The 18,978-nt window shown below is 55.1% G+C and carries 17 protein-coding genes; 13 read left to right on the top strand and 4 right to left on the bottom strand.

Translation table 11 applies throughout. From position 1 onward, the window contains the following. Positions 1–2 precede the first annotated feature (2 nt). From JFL75_RS09345 to JFL75_RS09335, 3 genes are all read right to left on the bottom strand, one after another. Positions 3–830 (bottom strand): carbohydrate ABC transporter permease, encoded by an 828-nt coding sequence (locus tag JFL75_RS09345; RefSeq protein WP_215626415.1) that lies wholly within the window; start codon positions 828–830, stop codon positions 3–5. After that, positions 827–1,723: a carbohydrate ABC transporter permease gene (locus JFL75_RS09340; protein WP_215626414.1), complete on the bottom strand. Its 897-nt coding sequence runs from the start codon at positions 1,721–1,723 to the stop codon at positions 827–829. Before JFL75_RS09340 ends, JFL75_RS09345 begins: the two co-directional genes overlap by 4 nt. Positions 1,724–1,796: 73 nt before the next feature. Continuing rightward, on the bottom strand, positions 1,797–3,050 hold the full coding sequence (locus JFL75_RS09335; RefSeq protein ID WP_215626413.1) for an ABC transporter substrate-binding protein: 1,254 nt from the start codon (positions 3,048–3,050) through the stop codon (positions 1,797–1,799). A gap of 273 nt (positions 3,051–3,323) precedes the next feature. Here JFL75_RS09335 and corA point away from each other — a divergent pair, with 273 nt between their 5' ends. From corA to JFL75_RS09315, 4 genes are all read left to right on the top strand, one after another. Continuing rightward, positions 3,324–4,388 carry a magnesium/cobalt transporter CorA gene (corA, locus tag JFL75_RS09330; protein ID WP_223292811.1) on the top strand — a complete coding sequence of 355 codons (1,065 nt, stop codon included), beginning with the start codon at positions 3,324–3,326 and terminating at the stop codon, positions 4,386–4,388. Positions 4,389–4,401: 13 nt separating this feature from the next. After that, positions 4,402–5,058 carry a YgjV family protein gene (locus tag JFL75_RS09325; RefSeq protein ID WP_215626412.1) on the top strand — a complete coding sequence of 219 codons (657 nt, stop codon included), beginning with the start codon at positions 4,402–4,404 and terminating at the stop codon, positions 5,056–5,058. A gap of 6 nt (positions 5,059–5,064) precedes the next feature. Then, complete coding sequence (locus tag JFL75_RS09320) at positions 5,065–6,126, top strand: L-threonylcarbamoyladenylate synthase (RefSeq protein WP_215626411.1); 1,062 nt, start codon at positions 5,065–5,067, stop codon at positions 6,124–6,126. A 155-nt stretch (positions 6,127–6,281) separates the two neighbouring features. Continuing rightward, positions 6,282–6,725 (top strand): bacteriohemerythrin, encoded by a 444-nt coding sequence (locus tag JFL75_RS09315; protein WP_215626410.1) that lies wholly within the window; start codon positions 6,282–6,284, stop codon positions 6,723–6,725. Positions 6,726–6,739: 14 nt separating this feature from the next. Here JFL75_RS09315 and JFL75_RS09310 read toward each other — a convergent pair whose 3' ends face one another. Beyond that, entirely contained in the window at positions 6,740–7,528 is a 789-nt protein-coding gene (locus JFL75_RS09310) for an HAD-IIA family hydrolase (protein ID WP_215626409.1), read from the bottom strand. Positions 7,529–7,785: 257 nt separating this feature from the next. Between JFL75_RS09310 and JFL75_RS09305 the strand changes: the two genes are divergently transcribed. From JFL75_RS09305 to cimA, 9 genes are all read left to right on the top strand, one after another. Next, positions 7,786–8,823, top strand: coding sequence for a dihydrodipicolinate synthase family protein (locus JFL75_RS09305; protein WP_215626408.1), 1,038 nt, complete (start codon positions 7,786–7,788; stop codon positions 8,821–8,823). A 105-nt stretch (positions 8,824–8,928) separates the two neighbouring features. After that, positions 8,929–10,218 carry an Nramp family divalent metal transporter gene (locus JFL75_RS09300; protein WP_215626407.1) on the top strand — a complete coding sequence of 430 codons (1,290 nt, stop codon included), beginning with the start codon at positions 8,929–8,931 and terminating at the stop codon, positions 10,216–10,218. Between the two features lie 83 nt (positions 10,219–10,301). Further along, positions 10,302–11,222, top strand: coding sequence for an AEC family transporter (locus JFL75_RS09295; protein ID WP_215626406.1), 921 nt, complete (start codon positions 10,302–10,304; stop codon positions 11,220–11,222). 63 nt (positions 11,223–11,285) lie between these two features. Beyond that, the gene (locus JFL75_RS09290) at positions 11,286–11,729 is read left to right on the top strand and encodes a MarR family winged helix-turn-helix transcriptional regulator (protein WP_215626405.1); all 444 of its coding nucleotides are present in this window, start codon (positions 11,286–11,288) and stop codon (positions 11,727–11,729) included. Positions 11,730–11,885: 156 nt separating this feature from the next. Beyond that, positions 11,886–13,805, top strand: a complete 1,920-nt coding sequence (gene aroF, locus JFL75_RS09285) for a 3-deoxy-7-phosphoheptulonate synthase (RefSeq protein WP_215626404.1) — start codon at positions 11,886–11,888, stop codon at positions 13,803–13,805. Positions 13,806–13,830: 25 nt separating this feature from the next. After that, positions 13,831–14,346 carry an acetolactate synthase small subunit gene (gene ilvN / locus JFL75_RS09280; RefSeq protein WP_215626403.1) on the top strand — a complete coding sequence of 172 codons (516 nt, stop codon included), beginning with the start codon at positions 13,831–13,833 and terminating at the stop codon, positions 14,344–14,346. Between the two features lie 238 nt (positions 14,347–14,584). Further along, on the top strand, positions 14,585–15,586 hold the full coding sequence (gene ilvC / locus JFL75_RS09275) for a ketol-acid reductoisomerase (protein ID WP_215626402.1): 1,002 nt from the start codon (positions 14,585–14,587) through the stop codon (positions 15,584–15,586). A 19-nt stretch (positions 15,587–15,605) separates the two neighbouring features. Continuing rightward, a complete protein-coding gene (locus JFL75_RS09270) occupies positions 15,606–17,168 on the top strand; it encodes a 2-isopropylmalate synthase (protein ID WP_215626401.1) in 1,563 nt (520 codons plus the stop codon). 98 nt (positions 17,169–17,266) lie between these two features. Further along, entirely contained in the window at positions 17,267–18,970 is a 1,704-nt protein-coding gene (cimA, locus tag JFL75_RS09265) for a citramalate synthase (protein WP_215626400.1), read from the top strand. The last annotated feature ends 8 nt before the right edge of the window (positions 18,971–18,978 follow it).

Genomic DNA, 18,978 nt, shown 5'->3' with positions numbered 1-18,978 from the left:
ATTCATCCTTTGATGCCGCTCAGGGCAACCCCCTTGATAAATGTTTTCTGCGAAGCCAGGAAGATTGCCAGAATAGGCAGGATCGACAGGACCGCGCCGGCGAAAATCGGGCCGTGTTCCATAACATGCTCCCCCTGGAACAGGGCGAGTCCCACCGGCAGGGTCTGCATCTCCACGGTGTTGGTCATCAGCATGGGCCAGAGAAAATCGTTCCAGTTGTACATGAAGTGAAAGACCCCCAGGGTCGAAAGAGACGCCGTCACCACCGGAAGCATGATCCGCCGGAAGATACCGAATTCCGAAAGCCCGTCGATCCTTCCCGCGTCCATGAGGTCGTTGGGCACCGACAGGAAGGCCTGGCGCATAAAGTAAATTCCGAAGGCGTTGGAAAAACGCGGCAGCATGAGTCCCCAGAAGGTGTTGATAATTCTGACTTTGCTCATCATCAGATACAGGGGAATCATGGTAATGTGAAAGGGGACCATCATGGTGATCAGTACCAGAATAAACAGGACCGGGCTCCCCCTGAAGGGAAGTTTCGCGAAGGCGTACCCAGCCATGGAATCCAGGACCAGTGAGCAGAGGGTAACGCCTCCGGCGAAGAACAGGGAGTTGAACAGGAACCGCCCGAAGGGTATCTGGGTCAGCAGGCTCCGGTAGTTGTCCATGGTTACCTTTGCGGGAAACAGTTTTTCCGGCTGCCCCATGATCAGCGCCTCGGGCTTAAACGACGAAAGGAACATCCACAGGAAGGGAATAAAAAAAATCACCCCGATGCAGATGAAGAGCAGCAGAAAAATCGCGTTGGCGGGTTTTGAAAGTTTCGTCATCCGTAACCTCCGCCCCGTTCAGCCTTGCCGAATCCCCTCAGATTGAAAAGTGTAATGACCAGGATTATGCAGAACAGCAGGAACGCCAGCGCCGAGGCGTAGCCCATATCAAACACATTGAATCCACGGTAATAAATGTAATACACCAGCACTTCGGTGCTGAACATGGGGCCGCCCTTGGTCATGACGTAAATCTGATCGAAGACCTGAAAGGAGTTGATCAGATTGGTGATGAGCACGAAACTCATCGTGGGCATGAGCAGGGGAAGCGAGACGGAAATAAACTGCCTGAACCGTCCGGCTCCGTCGATTTCCGCGGCCTCATACAGGCTGTCGGGGATGGCGTTCAGGCCGGAAAGAAAGATCACCGTGTTGAATCCCAGCTGACGCCAGATCCCCACGAAAACTACCGATCCCATGGCCGTCTCGGGCATCCTGAGAAAATCCTTTACCGGCAGTCCGGCGTTCCGCAGCCAGATACTCACCAGCCCGATGTCACCGTCCAGGAGAAACCGGAAAATGATGGCGATGATCGCCATGGATGTAATCGCCGGTATAAAGAGCAGCCCCTTGAAAAAGCCCGCGCCGGTAAATCCGTAATTCAGGAATACCGCGGTGATAAGGGATGTTACGATCAGGATCGGTACGTAACTCACCGTATAGATCAGGGTATTCTTCATGGCGCCTATAAAGCGTTCGTCGCTGAAGGCCTTTGTATAATTTGAAATCCCCGTAAAGGATCTCTGGTTTTTCAGAATATTCCAGTCGTGGAGGCTCATCCAGAAAGACTGAACAATCGGGTACAGTATAAATACTCCGAGGATAATCATCGCCGGAAGTACCATGCCCACCCCGGAGCGGGCGGCTTTCCGGTCGAGGCTGAGTGCTTTCATCCTATCTCCTTGCGCGGTTCCTCCCGGGGTTCGCCGGAACGCCGGCGGTCCCGGAAGGAACGGTCTCTGCGGTTTACTCGGCCATCAGGGCATTCAGTTTTTCGTGGGCCTCGGCGAGGGCCGCCTCGGGAGTCTTGAGTCCCCGGAATACCGATTCGTACAGCGGAACGAGAATTTCCTCATCGATCCGGTTAGCCTTGGGTTCCGCCGGGAGGAAAATCCGGGCGTACTGGGCGGACCTGAGGAAATAGACAATGTCGGGATTTCCCTTGAGCAGTTCGGTGTCGTTCCCCATGTCGGTGCGGGTAGGGGGGAACCCCACATTCAGGGCCCAGGTCCGCTGTGTTTCCGCGCTGTTCCAGTGTTCTATAAAAGCCCATGCCGCTTCCTTGACCTTGGAATCCGCGGTAATACTGAGAACCGTGTCTCCTCCCCAGGTCACGTGCGCGGCGGGTCCCGCGGGAACCTCGGCAATGCCGAGATCGATTCCGGCGTTCCGGAAGCCGTTAATGGCCCAGGGGCCGTTGAATTCAATAGCCGCCTTGCCCGCGGCAAAGAGATTGTCCGCTTCCTGGCCGGTAAGGCCCACCGGGGACAGACCCAATTTGTAGGCGTCCGCCAGTACGGTCATGGCCTGCCGCGCCTGGGCCGTATTGAGCACGCTCTTTCCGTCCTTCAGGTAGTCCGCTCCGTACATCCACATAAAGATCGGCACCATGGCGACCGTCGATTTAACCCCCACCGCCTGGGCGTACTGGGTTACCTGGCCGCTGGCGTCTTTTTTAATGAGCCGGCCCCAGGCGTTCTGGAGCTCCGCCATGGTTTTGGGGGGATTGTCCGGGTTGAGGCCGGCTTCCCGGAACATGGCCTTGTTATAGTACATAACGATCGCCGCGAAAGACATGGGCATGGCGTACCGGGTGCCGCCGAAGATCCCGGCATCCATAAGCCCCGGGACCAGATCCGTGGCGCTGAGGTCTTTTGATTGGGCCAGCATGGAATCAAGGTTAGCCAGCTTTCCGGCCTGGGCGTATTCCGCGTACCGGCCTACCGACATGGCGATCAGGTCCGGTCCGTTGCCGGCGATCAGCGCCGGCATAAGCTTCTGGAACAGGGTATCCCAGGGCATAATTTCCATTTTTATGATCACCGAATCCTGGGCATTGTTGTAATCTTCAACAATTTTTTCCAATACCGGCCGGTCGGGGCCGGTATAGCCGTTCCAGAATACCACCGTTGTTTTTCCTTTGGTGTCCTGGGACCCTCCGGCAAAAGCGCCGGACAGGACGATGAACAGGGTCAAAAATAGCGCCGCAGCTCGTTTCATAGACTTCTCCTTGTTCTGTTAAATTTTGAATATAAAATCAGGTTAATCTGTTTAAAGCAGAATAACATGATATTAACTCGATGTCAATTTTTTATTTATCTGTAACTTTATATAATATAATGAAATAAAATATATTATTTATATCATATTAATATGATATAAATACTGATAATATTTTAATAAAAAAACCGGGTATTCCGGCGGCTGGTTTTGTGCTGTTTGCGGTTCCCCGCGGACCTTGCCCGGAACCGTAATCGGTACTATCGTTAAAATATGGATTCACTTGCAAACAGTAATCGTCCGGACATCGGCCTGCCTCCGGGAAGCGCCGTGTATGTGGGGGATAAAGATCCCGGGGAAATGCAGCTTTCCATCATAGGGTACGATCCGTCCGGTGCCTGGATGCGGCAGGCCGGCACGATGGAGGAACTCCTGGGCTACCGGAGTTCCGGGGGTATCACCTGGATTAACGTCAACGGCCTAAAGGACTGCGGCGAGGCTCTTTCCCGGCTTTCCGAAACCTACGGCGTTCACCCGCTGACCCTTGAGGATATCCTCAATACGGAGCACCGCCCCAAGGTTGAGGAATTCGATGATTACATCTTTATTACGTTTAAGCTCATTAAAGCGAATTCCGAGCGCCGTATTGAGATTGAGCAGGTCAGCATTATCCTCACTAAGGATACGGTAATAACCTTCCAGGAAAGCCACGGCCCCTTCTTTGAGCCTATCCGCCGGCGGATTCTGGGCAATGTCGGGCGGATCCGCAAAATGGGTTCCGATTACCTCGCCTACGCAATCATGGATTCCGTCATCGACGGGTACTTCGTCGCCCTTGATGATATCGGAACTAAAATAGAAGATTTTGAGGACCGGGCAATTCTGGACAACGACGCGTCCTTTATTCCGGATCTCCAGGATATGAAGCAGCTGCTCCTCAAAATCCGCAGGATTGTCTGGCCTCTGCGGGAAAACCTGTCTTCCCTTCAGCGCATGGAAACGCCCCTGGTAAATGAGAATCTCGACCCCTTCCTCAAGGATCTCTACGACAATGTGCTCCAGGCCGCGGAAACCGTCGAAACTTACCGGGAGCTTCTGTCGGGGGTTCTGGAAGTCAACATGTCGGCGGTTTCAAACCGCATGAACAGCGTCATGAAGGTACTGACCATTATTTCAACTATTTTTATCCCCATAACATTTATTGTCGGTGTTTACGGTATGAATTTTTCGAATATGCCGGAACTGGATTATCCCTACGCCTATTACGTCACCTGGGGGGTGATGTTTGTAATTGTTATCGGTATGATAGTATACTTCAAAAGAAAAAAATGGATATAAGGAATAATTGCCAATGAGCTGGGCTGTGTTTGTCGAATGGTTCGGTGTGCTGTCTTCCGTGCTGGTCGCGGTGAGTCTCACCATGAAGAATATCAAGTGGCTGCGGATCATGAATCTGATCGGGTCTTTTTGTTTTGCGGTGTACGGTTTCTGTATCGTATCCTTCCCGGTGATGATTTTGAATGTGTTTACCGTGGGGGTCAATATTTTTTACCTGATCCGGATGCAGAAGGATTACCGGAAACCCAGCGTGTTTGATGTCATAGCCGTGGATCCGAAGCAGGATGAATACGTCCGGCGGTTCCTCCGTTTCAGCAACGACGATATACGCCGTTTTTTTCCTTCGTATAATTCCGATCCCGAAACCGGTACCCTGGCCGGAGCGGAGTGCTGTTTTATCCTGCGGGAAACCCTGCCGGTTTCTCTGGTGGCGTTCCGGCGGGAAAAGGACAATGAAATCGCGATTCTCCTCGATTACGCGGTGCCGGCATACCGGGACCTGAAAAACGCACGGTTCTTTTTCGAAACCGCCGCCACCAGCATCGCGCCGAAGGGATCCGTCTTTACCGCCGCCGCGGAGGTTCCCGCCCACGAATCGTACCTCCGGCGCATCGGGTTTACGGAAATCGGAAGAACCGGTTCCGCGGTCCTTTTCAGAAAAGAAGTGTAGCCGTCCATGGAGATGCTTTCCGACTCGGAAGATGACCTGTGCCGGGCCGCCGCCGCGCTGCGTTCCGGCGATCTTGTGGCCTTTCCCACAGAGACCGTATACGGTCTGGGCGGGGACGCCTTTAACCCGGCGGCGCTGGCAAAAATCTTCGAGGCGAAACAGCGTCCCCGGTTCGATCCGCTCATAATCCATATCGCCGAGGTTTCCGTCCTGGAACGGGTCGCGGACCTTACCGCCCTGGATGCGGAAATGCGGAAAGCCCTGGATATACTCAGCGCGGAATTGTGGCCCGGCCCGCTTACCCTGGTGCTTCCCAAAAAAAACTCCGTTCCCGATCTGGCGACCAGCGGCCTTCCGACCGCCGCGGTACGGCTGCCGGACCACCCGGTGGCGCTGAAAATCATCCGGTATTCCACCGGCGCGGTGGCCGCGCCCAGCGCCAATCCCTTCGGGTACCTCAGCCCCACCCGGGCGGAACACGTGGCGGAGCAGCTCGGCGGGCGGGTGGATTATATCGTTGACGGCGGAAAGGTCCGGGTCGGCGTGGAGTCCACGGTTCTCGATATCAGCGGCCGCCGTGCCCGTATACTCAGGCCCGGAGGCATGCCCCGGGAACGGATTGAGGAACTCATAGGCCCGGTGGATACCGCGGCGGCTGAGGGGCCCCTTCCCGCAGCACCGGGGCAGCTGAAAAGCCATTACGCGCCGCGGACCGGGCTTTACCTGTATTCCCCGGAGGCGATGATGGCGGTTCCCTGGAACAAGAGCGAAGCCTTTGTTTTTTTTGACGGAAAATTCCGGGATCAATGGATAGCCGGAAACCGTTTGGAAGAATCATCCGGCGGGGTGCCCGCCAACATCCGGGTCCTCAGCGAATCGGGCAGCATGAACGAAGCCGCGGCCAATCTTTTTGACTTTCTCCACGAACTGGACAATCCGCAGTACACCGCGATCCGGGCTGTGGAAGTGCCGGAGACCGGACTGGGACCCGCGGTCAATGACCGGCTCCGAAAAGCCCGCGCCGAGGCAAAGGACAATCCCCAGCCGTATCAGGGTCAAACCGGCTGAATTCCCTTAGCTAATTTAGTTAGAAATATCTAATTTTTTTCTTGAAAAACCTGATAGAAATGATAAACTAATACAGGGAAAAATGAATTTCAGCAATGAAAATTCTGGCTTTTTAGCAAATTACCGGATATACTTTCTGGTGTTTTGGGGGCGTTATGAGCGAGGTACATATTGTAGAATGGGACGACCGGTTTTCCGTGGGAATTCCCCTTGTCGATGACCAGCACCGGGGTCTTGTGAAGATGACCAACGACCTTTATACCGGCTGCCGTTTGGGGGATGATGCCGCCCGGGCGTTTTTTCTTAAGACTATCCATGAAGCGGTGGACTACGTAAAACTTCATTTTGACACGGAAGAAAAAATTCTCAGGAAAATAAGCTATCCCGATTATTCCGTACACAAGAAACAGCATGAAGATTTTGTGATGGAAGTGCTCAACGAGGTAAAGAATTTCCAGGACGGTAAAAAATTCGTTCCCAATACCTTTGTGCGGTTTCTCCGGGACTGGGTTTTGACCCACATCGCGGTTTCTGACAAACAATACGCGGACTATATTATTCAGCTTAAAAAACAGGGAAAGCTCCAGAGCAAAGCGTAGGAACTATCGGTTTATCAGTCTTCGGGGATTTCAAAAACCCCTTCCAGCACATGCTTGGGCTGGTACGGGAAGCGGCTGATATCCCCGGGCGCCGTTACCCCCGAAAGAACGAGAACCGTTTCGATCTCCGATTCAACCCCCGCCTGAATGTCTGTATCCATGCGGTCGCCGATTATGGCGGTGTCTTCCAGTTTTACGTTAAGCCGTTTAAGGGCGTGGCGCATCATCAGCGGGTTCGGTTTCCCCACAAAATACGCCTTGGTTTCGGCGGCCAGTTCTATGGGAGCTACCAGCGCGCCGCAGGCCGGGACAATGCCTTTTTCCGACGGCCCGTTGATATCGGAATTCGTTCCGATAAGCCGGGCTCCCTTCCGCACGAGGCTTACAGCGGTTTCCAGGGATTCCAGCCCGTAGCCCCGGCCTTCCCCCACCACCACATAATCGGGATTAACATTATTCATGGTAAAACCGGCGTCGTACAGCGCCTGGATAAGTCCGGGCTCGCCGATGACGTATACGGACCCGCCGGGATTCTGGGTCGCCAGAAACGCCGCCGTCGCCAGGGCGCTGGTATAGAAATGTATGGGATCAACCATGATCCCCAATCGGGCAAGCTTCTGTGAAAGTTCCAGGGGAGAACGTTCGCTTGAATTGGTCAGAAAAAGATAGGATTTTTCATTACGGTTAAGCCATTCCACGAATTCCGCGGCCCCCTTGAGCAGCTGATTCCCATGGTAAATGACACCATCCATGTCAATTATAAACGCTTTTTTCGACCTGATATGGGTTAGGTTTTTCTTCATATAACAATTAGGACACGGACCGGGGCTGGAGGTCAACCGGGAGGCTGGTATTATTGATATCATTTCTGTTCCATTCCCGGCCGGCGGATATTTGTCTTAAAAATCTTATTTCTCCAATAACATTTTTCTGGACAGAACAGTAAAGCAGTGATAAACTCCTAAAATCAAATATTACGAAAATCGAATTATCTGATAATCAAAATATATGAAAATCATATATTACGATAATCGAATTATATATGACAAGGAGAAATGGTATGGCTGTTAATTTCGGAAACAAGTATGACCGGTTTTATGTGGCCCTGGGACTCCCGATAAAGGAAGACTGCCACACAATTGATTATGAAGCGTTCAGGAGCCTGGTACGGTATTTTCTTACCGACGACTTTATCGGTATCGGCGGCGGTCTGATCGTCAACCCCGAAGCCGGGGAAATCTTTACCATGACCCGGGAAGAAAAACGGAAGATCATGGCTATCGCGGCGGAAGAAAATAACGGAAAAGTCCCCATGTTCTGCGGGGTGATCAATGCCGATCCGTATTATCTCGGGGACGAAGCCAAGGATGCCATGGCCGAAGGGGCGGACGGCATTTTTGTTATGCCCCCCATGGGCTGCCTGGACGTGACCACCGGCTGGGATGTACGGGGATTCCCCGAGGTTTTTACCAGCAACTGCGGGATAATCGCCGATGCGGTGGGTGACGTACCATTTATCATCCATGGCGCGGGTCCCAGAGATCCTGTCTACGGCCTTTCCTATCCCCCGGATACGGTGGATTTTATTCTCGACCATTTCCCCAATATTGTCGGGTGGAAAATGATGTACAACTTCCGGGCCATCAAGGATGTGGGTTTCCATATCCGGGAACGGGAAAAACAGGGCAAACCCCATGTGGGGCTTCTGCAGTCCAGTGCCCACCATTTCTACGAAGACTATTTTTACGATCTTCTCGACGGCAGTGTGAGCTGTTTCTGGAATTATTCCAAGGAACCCAATATTGAACTGATCACCGCCCTGCGGGCCGGAAACTACGGCGAAGCTAAAAAATTCTGGCTGGAGAAAGGGCTGTACAATCTGCACAACTACGTTGGTCGCTCCCATGCCCGGCTGCACACGGTGTTTAAGGTCGCCGCCTGGCTCAAGGGGTTGTATCCCACCCCATACCTCCGCCTTCCGATGATACTCCCTCTGAAGAGTGAAATCGACGACCTCCGCGTCCTGCTCACCGCTGCCGGCCAGCCGGTAATTTCAGAGGACAGGATCATGGCGGTGTACAACAAACTGCCGCGGTAAATCCCGGCGGGTTTACATACAGCGGCCAAACCGCTGTACAGGAGAATTTGCCCCCGAGGCATTACGCCCGGGGGGTATATAAAAGTCACAGTAAGGAGGTACGGTATGTCAAACAATGAAACCGGCAGAACCATCACGGCGGAAGCCGAAGAACCGGTGGATCCGTCCCAATTAAAAAGACTGCCCTTTAAGGAACTTCTGAAAAGGGTTGGACCCGGCATGATCCTCACCGGTGTGGTCATCGGTCCCGGCAGTATTACCACCGCCGCGGTTCTCGGTTCGACCTATGGCTACCAGCTCATGTGGCTCCTGATTCCCATATTCGTCATGGGAACCGCCTTTGTCCTTACCAATTACCGGGTGGCAATGCTGGCGGGCAAGCCGGTGCTGCAGGTCATCCACGACCATTACGGCCGTACGGTGACGGTAATTGTCGGTGCCGCCACTTTTCTCAGCGGCGCCGCCTTTACGATCAGTAACTTTACCGGTACGGGGATCGGCATGACCCTTATTTTCAGGATCCCCTGGCAGGCCGGCGCCTGCATCATGGGCCTGGTGTGCCTCCTGGTTATTTTTTACCGCGGCGGGGTTTACAAAATTCTGGAAAAAGCCATAACCGCCTGCGTGTTTCTGATGATAATCTGTTTCGGCATCACCGTTATCGCTTCCGGCGGGCCGAAGTGGGGAGAATTCGCCAAGGGATTTTTTATTCCCTCGGTACCCAAAGGTTCTCTTCCCGCCGCCCTGGCGTTTATCAGTACCAGCGCCACGGTAACCACCGGACTCTACGGTACCTACCTGGGCCGGGAAAAAAAGTGGAAGAAGGCGGATCTCTTTAACGGCGCCACCACCACCGATTCCATGGCCCACGTCTTTTCGGTAACCCTGATAACGGTACTCATGCTGCTCACCAGCGCCATTGTGCTCTATCCCAAGGGAGTAATCGTACGCAGCCCCACTGAACTTGCGGAGCAGCTCCGTCCGGTGCTGGGCAATTTCGCCCCCATAATTATGGGCCTCAGCATGCTGGGCGCCGCGTTTTCCTCCCTGCTGGGTACCTCCCAGCGGACCGCCGTGCTGATGCTGGACAGTCTGGGAAAACCCTGCGGCCTCGACAACATGAGCACCAAGATTTTCTCTTCCTGCGTACTGGCATTCGGGGCGATTGTTGCGTTTATTTTCGGACGCCAGCCCATACAGCTGGTCATCGTTGCCCAGGTCTGTACCTCCGTGGCCACCCCCGTGGCTGGGCTCTTCCTTACGCTGCTGCTGTTCAGCAAGAAACTGAACCAGGGATACAAACGGCCCACCGCCCTCATTGTCTTTATGGTCCTCAGTTATCTTTTTGCCCTCGGCCTGACCCTCAACACGGTCATCGGCCTGCTCCGGCGCTGAGACCGGATTCCGCCATACCCCGCGATCCCGGAACGCACTCTGCTCCGGGATCGCGGGGCCGTTTTTTTAGAAGGTTAACCACCATGGATTTCAGTGTCATCTACATACGGCTGCTGCTTATCGTGGCGATGATTGTTATCGGTTTTATCGCTAAAAAAGCGGGAATACTTGATGATTCCGCCCCCAAAACCATAACGGGGATTACCTTCAATATTTCCCTGCCCATGCTGATCTTTTCTTCTGTATATACCAACTTTTCGCCGGACAACCTCGGAGAAACCGGGATTGTCCTCCTGATTGCCATTTCCATCTATGGCGCATGCTTCCTTCTTTCAGTACCCTACGCGAAAATCCTGGGTCTGCCGAAACAGAGCGCCGGTGTCCACCAGTACTGTATTGTTTTTTCCAATGTCGCCTTTGTGGGGATTCCCATAATCCGGGCGTTCTGGCCCGCGGACGCCATGCTGTACGCGTCCATGTTCATCGTGGTTTTCAGTCTGTTTAACCATACCGCGGGGGCGTATATCCTATCCGGCGGAAAAGGGCGGAAGCTGAAGGATATTCTCCTGACGCCGTCGTTGCTCGGCGCCCTGCTGGGACTGATTCTGTCCTTTCTGCGGATTCCGGTAGGCCCGGAATTGCTGGCTTTTGTTAACCAGATCGGAGGAATCACCACGCCCCTGGCGATGTTCAGTATCGGAATCACCATCGCGTCCCTGCCGATCCGGGAGGCCCTGATGGATAAACGGGTTTACCTTACCTGCCTGCTGCGGCTCGTGGTGCTGCCCCTGGGTGTGTGCGGGATACTCCGTCCGCTGTTTCCGGATAATTACTATATGTGGGCGGTTCCGACCCTGATTGCCGCCATGCCGTCGGCCAGTACCATTCCCATACTGGCCCAGCGGTACCATGCCGACACCGCCGCCGCGGGGAAACTCCTGGTCTGCTCAACGGTCCTGGCGGTTTTCACCATTCCTGCCCTTGCGTACCTCGTGCTTTTCTGATATTTACAATAATGTACTATTAATGCTGCAAATTAATAATAGTAATTATTAAGGACTGACACGATGACAACAATCCCCGGACTGGCAAAGGCCTATTACGATACCTGGCGAAGCATGAGTATTTTCCACAGGATCATCAACGAACCGAACAGAAGCTACAGTTTGAATATCCGGGCCATTCTCGTTCTGTACAACCAGAAGAAATGTACCCTCAATAAACTGGCGAAAACCCTGGGACTCAAGGCCTCCGCCTGTTCCAACCGGGTCAACCAGCTGGTAACACAGGGCTTGGTGGACCGGGTTGCCAATGACAGCGACCGCCGGGAAATCCTTGTCACCCTTACGCCCCAGGGGACAAAAATGGCGGAAAATGAGATGGACCGCCGGTACGAAGCTATGAACACGGCATTCAGCCAACTGACCCAGGAGGAGCAGAAATCCCTTCTGCAGTCCTGCACCACCATGCAGGAGGCCCTGGCCCGGATATTTTTGGATATGGATATATAAAAACTTTAACTATAATTCAGTTTCTTTAATTGTGAAAAAAAATACAGCGGATATCCCTTTTATTGCATATCCATGCATAAATACCCTTGAATATTTCCTGGTGAACGGATACTATAAGGATCACCCATTTGTTTGGGGGATTCGGAGGTCCCTGCAATGATTGTCGTTTTATCCAAAGATGCTTCTCCCCATGAAAAAGAACTGGTCCGTATTTATCTCAGGGACCGGGGGTTTTCCGTCCGGGATCAGCATTTCGGGGAAGACGAACTCATCGGGGCTTCCGGAAAAGGCGTGGCGGATCTCCGCGAACTGGGGCTGCTCCCCGGGGTCGAGCGGGTCGCCGCCACGTCAAAACCCTACGAACTGGCTTCCCGGGAAACGAAACCCGAGGATACCATTGTCACGGTGGGGCCCGTAAAGATCGGCGGATCGCGGATTTCCGTCATCGCCGGTCCCTGCGCCGTGGAAAGCCGGGACCAGATCATGGAAACCGCCGGCCGGGTCAGGGAATCCGGGGCGGTAATCCTCCGGGGCGGCGCTTTTAAGCCGCGGTCCAGCCCCTACGCCTTCCAGGGCCTGGGGATGAAGGGCCTGGAATACATGAAGGAAGCCGGCGAGGCCTACGGCATGCCCATTGTGACCGAGATAGTTTCCCCGGAACTGGCGGCCCAGATGAACGATCTGACGGATATGTTCCAGATCGGCGCCAGGAATATGCAGAACTTTGAGCTGCTCAAGAAAGTGGGAGCCCTGGGAAAACCGGTGCTCCTCAAACGCGGACCATCCGCGACCATAGAAGAATGGCTTCTTTCAGCGGAGTACCTCCTGGCCTCCGGGACTAAGGACGTGATTCTCTGCGAACGGGGAATCAGGACCTTTGAGACCTATACCAGGAATACCCTGGATATTTCCGCCATCCCCGTGGTCAAGCGCCTGTCCCATCTGCCGGTTATCGTGGATCCGAGCCACGCAGTGGGTATCCGGGCCAAGGTAAGCCCCGCGGGGCTCGCGGCCATCGCCGCCGGGGCGGACGGCCTCACCGTCGAAGTTCATCCCCGCCCGGACGAGGCTCTTTCCGACGGGCCCCAGTCCCTGTACCCGGAACAGTTCGAACGGCTCATGCGGGATATTGAGGCTTTGGCCCCGGTGGTGGGTAAGGAGCTTCTCCGGACCCCCCGGCCGTCGGCCCCCGGCGTTTCCCTTCAAAAAACCGCGGAAACCCCTGTTTCCGATAAGATCGCCTTTTCCGGCGAAACCGGAGCCTTCGCCGAACAGGCCCTCATGCGGGCCTTCGGTGAGGAAGCTCCCCGGCTTTCCTGTCCGTCATTCAGCGCTATTTTCGATGCCGTGCTTGACGGCTCAGCGGTCTACGGGGTGGTGCCCGTGGAAAACAGCCTGGCCGGTTCGGTCCACGAAAATTACGACCTCTTCCTCCGGTATCCCGATATCGCCGTGGTGGGGGAACTGAAGCTACGCATTGTCCACTGCCTTATCGGGGATGAAAAAGCCGATATGGATTCCATAAAAATTGTCCGCAGCCATCCCCAGGGATTCGCCCAGTGCCGGGACTTTCTCGATAAGCATCCCGAATGGCAGCTGGAGGCATGCAACGACACCGCCAGCGCCGTGGCTTCCATCGCCCGGGAAGGAGCCACCAGGGTTGCCGCTATTGCCGGTGAGGCCGCGGCCAAAGCCTTCGGCCTCAAGGTACTTAAGGCGGGGATCGAAACCAACCCCTTAAACTATACCCGGTTCGTTATTGTCTCCCGGCGGAACGGCGGCGACGCGGCCCCGGTTCCCCCGAGCCTCGGCTCGGGAACGCCCAACAAGGCGTCGGTGGTGTTTACGGTTTCCGATAAACCGGGTTCCCTCTTTGAATGCTTGAAAATCCTCAGCGAAAAGGGTATCAATTTATCTAAGCTTGAATCACGGCCGATCCAGGGCCAGCCCTGGCGGTATATGTTTTACGTCGATGTGGGACTTCCTGAAACGGGTTCCGTTTTCCATGAAGCCGTGGAGGAACTTAAGACGAAGACCGAGGACTTCCGTTTCCTCGGGATGTACAGGGCTTCATAATGAAGCCATGGGATAGGGGGCAGGCATGAAACGGCACGTGGTTTCGGCCTTGGTCGAAAACCGATCGGGAACCTTGAGCAGGGTTTCCGGCCTCTTCAGCCGCCGCGGTTTTAATATCGACAGCCTGACTGTCGGGGAGACCGAAGATCCTTCGGTTTCCCGGATGACCATAGCGGTGACCGGAGACGATTCGGTGCTTGAACAGATCGTCAAGCAGCTCAGCAAACTGGTGGACGTAATTTCCGTCCGGGAACTGGATTCTTCATCCTGTATCCGCCGGGAAATCATGCTCATAAAAATCAGCGCCGACGAAACGACCCGGCCCGCGGTTATCGAAATCGCTTCTATTTTCCGCTCACGGATTATCGACGTATCCCCTTCTACCATTACCGTCGAGGCTACCGGTGATATTGAAAAGCTGGAAGGCCTCCTTATCCTGCTACGCCCCTACGGCATCCTTGAACTCGCCCGCACCGGCCTCGTAGCCCTGGAGCGCGGCTCCCTGGTACTATCGGTACCTTCCCTAAGCATTAGCATTTAACCGGCGCAGGTATTGAACGCGGCGGTCCTCTTCGGAGCGGCTTCGCCGGAATGTCAATGGTTGCGCCGGATTCTCAGGAAGGACTTTTTCAAAATGTCCAATTTTGAAAAAGTAACAGCAGACGTATAGGAAAAAGCGGAGTTTACGCTGTTTTTTCCAGGATTGATTTCGAAAATAACCGTTTTTTGAAATTGATCACAATTAATTTTGCACGGAAAAACCGTGTGCAGGAGGCATTATGGCTATTATGTACTATGAAAAAGACTGTGACCTAGGGGCCCTACAGGGCAAAACCATCGCGATTATCGGGTACGGTTCCCAGGGACACGCCCACGCGCTCAACGCCAAAGAATCGGGCATGAAGGTAATAGTCGGCCTATACGAAGGTTCAAAATCCTGGAAACGCGCTGAGGAAGCGGGGCTCCAGGTCATGACCGCCAAGGACGCCGCCGCCGCCGCGGATTTTATCATGATCCTTATCAACGATGAAAAGCAGGCGAAGCTCTACGATGAATCCATCAAGCCCGCGCTCAAGCCCGGAAAGACCCTGGCCTTTGCCCACGGTTTCAATATCCACTTCGGTCAGATAGTTCCGCCCAAGGATATCAATGTGGTGATGATCGCCCCCAAGGGCCCGGGCCACACCGTACGGGAACAGTACGCAGCCGGAGCGGGGGTTCCCTGTCTGATTGCGGTGTACCAGGATGCCTCGGGAGACGCCAAGCGCCTCGGCCTTGCCTACGCGGCGGCAATCGGCGGCGCCCGGGCGGGTGTTCTGGAGACCACCTTTAAGGAAGAAACCGAAACCGATCTCTTCGGTGAACAGGCGGTCCTCTGCGGCGGCGTGTCGGCCCTCATGAAAGCCGGTTACGAAGTGCTTACCGAAGCGGGTTACCAGCCGGAGAGCGCCTATTTCGAGGTGATGCATGAGATGAAGCTCATCATCGATCTGGTGAACCGGGGCGGTCTTTCCTACATGCGGTATTCCATCTCGGACACCGCCGAATACGGCGATTACGTTACCGGTCCCCGGATCATCACCGAGGAAACGAAAAACACCATGCGCCAGGTATTGAAGGAGATACAGAACGGCACCTTTGCCAAGAACTGGATCAGCGAGAACCAGACCAACCGTCCCTTCTTCAATAGAACCCGGGCTATCGAAGCCCAGCACCCCATCGAAATAGTGGGAAAGGAGCTGCGCTCTATGATGAGCTGGCTCCCGAAATCTGAAGTCTAGATAAAGGAAGGAGGCCCCTATGGCCCGTATTGCGCAGATATTTGACACCACCCTCCGGGACGGAGAACAGGCTCCCGGATGCAGCATGAATCTCCAGGAGAAACTGGAAGTAGCCCGCCGGCTTGAAAAACTCGGCGTGGATGTGATGGAAGCGGGGTTCCCCGCGGCGAGTCCCGGAGACCTGGAAGCGGTAAAAACCATTGCCGGCATTATCAAGGACTGTTCCGTGGCCGGCCTGTGTCGGTCCCTGGAAAAGGATATTGACGCCGGCCGGGAAGCCCTAATGAACGCGGCAAGTCCCCGGATCCATATTTTCCTCGCCACCAGTCCCATCCACATGGAGTACAAGCTGAAGATGACCCCTGAACAGGTTATTGAACGGGCGGTTTCAGCGGTGGCCTACGCCAAAAAATTCTGCGGCGATGTGGAGTTTTCCGCGGAGGACGCTTCCCGGAGTGATCCCGATTTTCTGTGCAAAGTCTTTGGGGCCGTAATAAACGCGGGGGCCACGGTGGTCAATGTGCCGGATACGGTGGGGTACGCCATGCCCGACGAATTCGCCAAGCTTATCGGTTACGTGAAAGAGAACACCCCTAATATGGACAGGGCCCGGCTTTCGGTGCACTGCCACAACGACCTGGGGCTCGGTGTCGCCAACACCCTGGCCGCCGCCGCCGCCGGTGCGGACCAGCTTGAATGTACGGTAAACGGCATCGGCGAGCGGGCCGGCAACGCCTCCCTCGAGGAAATCGTTATGGGCCTCAAGGTCCGGAAGGATTTCTATGGTATCGATACCCGGATCGATACGGCACAGATTTATTCAACCAGCCGCCTGGTTTCCCAGGTGACCGGCGTCAAGGTACAGCCCAACAAAGCGGTGGTGGGTGAAAACGCCTTTGCCCACGAAGCGGGAATCCACCAGCACGGCGTCATGGCAAACCGGGCGACCTATGAGATCATGACCCCCGAATCCGTGGGTATCCCCAAGAACCGCATGGTCCTGGGCAAACATTCCGGCCGCCACGCCTTCGAGGACCGCCTCAAGGATATGGGATATACCGTGGAGAAGGAAACCCTGGACGCGGTATTCATGGAGTTCAAAGTTCTGGCGGACAAGAAAAAAGTGGTCAGCGACCGGGACATCGAAGCCCTGGTGATGGGGGCCGCCTCGTCGGTGCCCGAGACCTACAAGCTCGACCGCTGGGTGGTCAACTCCGGTTCCGCTCTGACCGCCACCAGTACCATCAGGCTCCAGCACAAGGACGGCAGTTTCCATGAAAAGGTCGCCGTCGGGGACGGCCCCATCGACGCGGCGTTCAAGGCGATCGATCAGATCACCGGCAAAGACCCAGACCTAGAATCCTATGAACTGGGAGCCATCACCGGCGGCGAGGACGCCCAAGGCGAGACCACGGTTAAGATCAGCTGGGACGGCCGGTTCTGGAACGGCCGGGGTATTTCCACGGACGTGGTGGAATCTTCAATTAAGGCGTATATCGCCGCCATCAACGCTATGGAGTGGGAACTGTCCGCCACGGATGTTGCCAAGGGAAAACGGGAAGAGGCAATGAAAGGTGTCTGAATCAGAGTATGAAGCTTAGCTTCGTACTTGGGTTTTCACGGGTGCTCCATTGGAGCATCCGTATAGATCCGATGAAGGCCTTTATTATGGAGAAATATATGGAACAAAACCGGAATTCCGGTAAAAGCCCGGAGGAGCATCTAGAGAAAGACCAGCGGTTTCATCCGGAAGTTGAGATATTCGATACCACCCTGCGGGACGGCGCCCAGGGGGAGGGGATAACTTTTTCGGTACAGGATAAAATCGCCGTCGCCCAGGCCTTAGATGAACTGGGAGTCCGCTGGATAGAGGCGGGCAATCCCGGGAGCAATCCCAAGGATATGGAGTTCTTCCGGATCGCCGGGGAACTTAAACTGGAAAATGCCACCCTCTGCGCTTTCGGCGCAACCCGCAAGAAGGGGACCACCCCCGGGGAAGATCCCATGGTAAAAAGCCTCCTGGACGCCGGAACCGATGCGGTGGTGCTCTTCGGGAAAAGCTGGGATCTCCATGTGACCGAAGTCCTCCGGGTAAGCCTGGAGGAAAATCTGGCCATGATCGCCGAGACGGTGGCGTTCTTTAAGGAAGAGAACAAGACCGTCATCTACGACGCGGAGCATTTTTTTGACGGGTGGCTCGCCAATCCGGAATATGCTCTGTCGACAATAAAGGCGGCCCTGGAAGCCGGAGCCGACCGGATCGTACTCTGCGATACCAACGGCGGCTGCTTTCCGGATACGATCAGGGCGGGGATCGCCGCTGTAATACAGCAGAGTGAATCCATGAAGGTCCCCGCGGTGAAGGCGGGCGGCGGCTCCGTCACGGCCTCCTCCATGATCGGTATCCACGCCCACAATGACGCGGACATGGCCAGCGCCAACACGATCACCGCGGTCCAGGCCGGCTGCCGCCACGTTCAGGGAACCCTGGTCGGTTTCGGGGAACGGTCCGGCAATACCGCCCTGGCAGCGGTAATCCCTTCCATAGAGCTTAAACTCGGGCTGCGCTGCCTGCCGGAGGGAAAGCTGGAGCGAATCTCTGAAATCACCCGCCGGGTGGCGGAGATCGCCAACGTGGCGGTTCCGGATGATATGCCCTACGTGGGCAGCCGGGCCTTTGCCCACAAGGCGGGGATGCACGCCGACGGGATCCTCAAGATCAGCCGCTCCTTTGAGCATATCGATCCCGCGAAGGTGGGCAACGACCGGCGCTTTCTCATGAGCGAAGTAGGGGGCCGTTCGGCAATCGCGGAGCGGGCTAAAAAAATCGATCCGTCGATCACCAAGGATCATCCCGTAACCGCCGCGCTGGCATCCCGGCTTAAAGCACTGGAAGCCGAAGGATGGCAGTTTGAAGGAGCCGACGCCAGTTTCGAGCTTCTGGTCCGGCGGGAGCTGGGCAAGTACAAACCTCTATTCAAGATTGAAGGGTACCGGGTAGTCAGTGAACATCCCAGCAGCGATGCCTTAACCTGTTCCCACGCCTGGGCAAAAGTCTGGGTCGACGGCCAGGCCGAAATTGCCGCCGCCGAAGGGGACGGACCGGTGAACGCCCTGGACGGCGCCCTGCGCCGGGCCCTTAACCATTTCTACCCCGAACTGAAACAGGTCCGGCTGTCGGACTTTAAGGTCCGGGTTATCGACGGCAAGGATGCCACCGCCGCAAAGGTCCGGGTACTCATCGAATCCACCGACGGCATGTCAAACTGGAGTACCGTTGGTGTTTCCGCCGACATTATTGAAGCAAGCCGGGCCGCCCTGGTGGATTCCATAGAATACAAACTGATCGGCGATATAGAACGCCGTTTTAAGGCTTATTTATAGAGAGGTTA

Source organism: Breznakiella homolactica, from assembly GCF_016616095.2.
In the GTDB taxonomy this organism is placed as follows: Bacteria; Spirochaetota; Spirochaetia; order Treponematales; family Breznakiellaceae; genus Breznakiella; species Breznakiella homolactica.
The sequence above is the reverse complement of the archived record's forward strand: the minus strand, read 5'-3'. Positions and strand labels throughout refer to the sequence as shown.

Coding starts and splice junctions, on each gene's coding strand:
- JFL75_RS09345 (WP_215626415.1), bottom strand. CDS start 830: ATGACGAAACTTTCAAAACCCGCCAACGCGATTTTTCTGCTGCTCTTC.
- JFL75_RS09340 (WP_215626414.1), bottom strand. CDS start 1,723: ATGAAAGCACTCAGCCTCGACCGGAAAGCCGCCCGCTCCGGGGTGGGC.
- JFL75_RS09335 (WP_215626413.1), bottom strand. CDS start 3,050: ATGAAACGAGCTGCGGCGCTATTTTTGACCCTGTTCATCGTCCTGTCC.
- corA (WP_223292811.1), top strand. CDS start 3,324: ATGGATTCACTTGCAAACAGTAATCGTCCGGACATCGGCCTGCCTCCG.
- JFL75_RS09325 (WP_215626412.1), top strand. CDS start 4,402: ATGAGCTGGGCTGTGTTTGTCGAATGGTTCGGTGTGCTGTCTTCCGTG.
- JFL75_RS09320 (WP_215626411.1), top strand. CDS start 5,065: ATGGAGATGCTTTCCGACTCGGAAGATGACCTGTGCCGGGCCGCCGCC.
- JFL75_RS09315 (WP_215626410.1), top strand. CDS start 6,282: ATGAGCGAGGTACATATTGTAGAATGGGACGACCGGTTTTCCGTGGGA.
- JFL75_RS09310 (WP_215626409.1), bottom strand. CDS start 7,528: ATGAAGAAAAACCTAACCCATATCAGGTCGAAAAAAGCGTTTATAATT.
- JFL75_RS09305 (WP_215626408.1), top strand. CDS start 7,786: ATGGCTGTTAATTTCGGAAACAAGTATGACCGGTTTTATGTGGCCCTG.
- JFL75_RS09300 (WP_215626407.1), top strand. CDS start 8,929: ATGTCAAACAATGAAACCGGCAGAACCATCACGGCGGAAGCCGAAGAA.
- JFL75_RS09295 (WP_215626406.1), top strand. CDS start 10,302: ATGGATTTCAGTGTCATCTACATACGGCTGCTGCTTATCGTGGCGATG.
- JFL75_RS09290 (WP_215626405.1), top strand. CDS start 11,286: ATGACAACAATCCCCGGACTGGCAAAGGCCTATTACGATACCTGGCGA.
- aroF (WP_215626404.1), top strand. CDS start 11,886: ATGATTGTCGTTTTATCCAAAGATGCTTCTCCCCATGAAAAAGAACTG.
- ilvN (WP_215626403.1), top strand. CDS start 13,831: ATGAAACGGCACGTGGTTTCGGCCTTGGTCGAAAACCGATCGGGAACC.
- ilvC (WP_215626402.1), top strand. CDS start 14,585: ATGGCTATTATGTACTATGAAAAAGACTGTGACCTAGGGGCCCTACAG.
- JFL75_RS09270 (WP_215626401.1), top strand. CDS start 15,606: ATGGCCCGTATTGCGCAGATATTTGACACCACCCTCCGGGACGGAGAA.
- cimA (WP_215626400.1), top strand. CDS start 17,267: ATGGAACAAAACCGGAATTCCGGTAAAAGCCCGGAGGAGCATCTAGAG.